1 protein-coding gene is annotated in these 234 nt (G+C 57.3%); it reads left to right on the top strand.

Annotated features, from left to right (window positions below; genetic code table 11):
• Positions 1-234 (top strand): MlaA family lipoprotein (locus ACODJP_RS14515; RefSeq protein WP_422482705.1); only part of this gene is annotated, 234 nt, incomplete at both ends.

Below are 234 nucleotides of genomic sequence, written 5' to 3'. Positions count from 1 at the left end.
ATGGCGAATCCGCAGCTACAGCGGGTTGAGCCACATCGTTTCGGCAGTACACTTGGGCATTATGGCGTTGGCTATGGCCCGTATGTTCAGTTGCCGTTCTATGGAAGCTTTACCTTGCGCGACGAAGGCGGCGATATGGCCGATGGCTTGTATCCGGTGCTCTCCTGGCTGACCTGGCCGATGTCGATCGGTAAATGGGCGGTGGAAGGGATTGAGACACGTGCTCAGCTGCTG

The sequence above is a fragment of the Pleomorphochaeta sp. DL1XJH-081 genome (assembly GCF_049310885.1).
Lineage (GTDB): Bacteria > Spirochaetota > Spirochaetia > Sphaerochaetales > Sphaerochaetaceae > CAYZJV01.
Note: the sequence above shows the minus strand (reverse complement) of the source record. Positions and strands in the feature narration are given on the sequence as shown.